Raw genomic sequence first — 643 nt, 5'->3', positions numbered from 1 at the left:
CGGAACTGACCTCGAACGCGATCCTCAAGTGGTGTGCGGAGCACAAGGTCGAATGGCATTACATCGCGCCCGGAAAGCCAATGCAGAACGGTTTCGTCGAAAGCTTCAACGGTCGGATGCGGGACGAGTTCTTGAACGAGACACTGTTCCGCAATCTGGCCCATGCCCGCGAACTGATCGCCGCCTGGGTCACCGACTACAACACCGAAAGGCCCCATTCAGCCCTTGGCTATCAGACCCCGGCAGGCTTCGCCCTGCACCTGACCACCGCAATCGCCCGACCCGCTGCACGCGATGAGAGTTCCGCGCGCCGCGCGATTGCTCAACCTGCGCCGACAGGCGTAAATGACCACCAGGCTCCGGTCGCGGCTGGGTGAAAGACCGGTGGCAGGTCACTTCTGCTGGTCGATCTCCAGCCTGAGCGAGCTTTCGAAGGCGTCGTCATTGCCGCGCAATTCGCCGACCCGACCATCCGCGGTGGCATTGGCCACCAGCGTATCCGCTGCCTCCGCCAAGGCCTCGTGACCGTTGCCCGCCTGATCCAGCAGATACATGCTGAAGCCCGAGGAACTGCCCAGGCCCTGGATCGAGGGCGGCTGCATGAAGATTATCTGCCCGGCCCGGTGCCCCATGAAGCGGATGT

The 643-nt window shown here is 63.0% G+C and carries 2 protein-coding genes; one reads left to right on the top strand and one right to left on the bottom strand.

What is annotated here, in order from left to right; all coding sequences use genetic code 11:
* Positions 1-377 (top strand): integrase core domain-containing protein (locus C5F48_RS24405; protein WP_146170786.1); only part of this gene is annotated, 377 nt, incomplete at its 5' end.
* 15 nt (positions 378-392) lie between these two features.
* Here C5F48_RS24405 and C5F48_RS24400 read toward each other — a convergent pair.
* Positions 393-643: hypothetical protein (locus C5F48_RS24400; RefSeq protein ID WP_181247793.1), on the bottom strand; the 251-nt coding region annotated here is incomplete at its 5' end.

This window comes from Cereibacter changlensis JA139 (assembly GCF_003034985.1).
Lineage (GTDB): Bacteria > Pseudomonadota > Alphaproteobacteria > Rhodobacterales > Rhodobacteraceae > Cereibacter > Cereibacter changlensis.
Note: the sequence above shows the minus strand (reverse complement) of the source record. Positions and strands in the feature narration are given on the sequence as shown.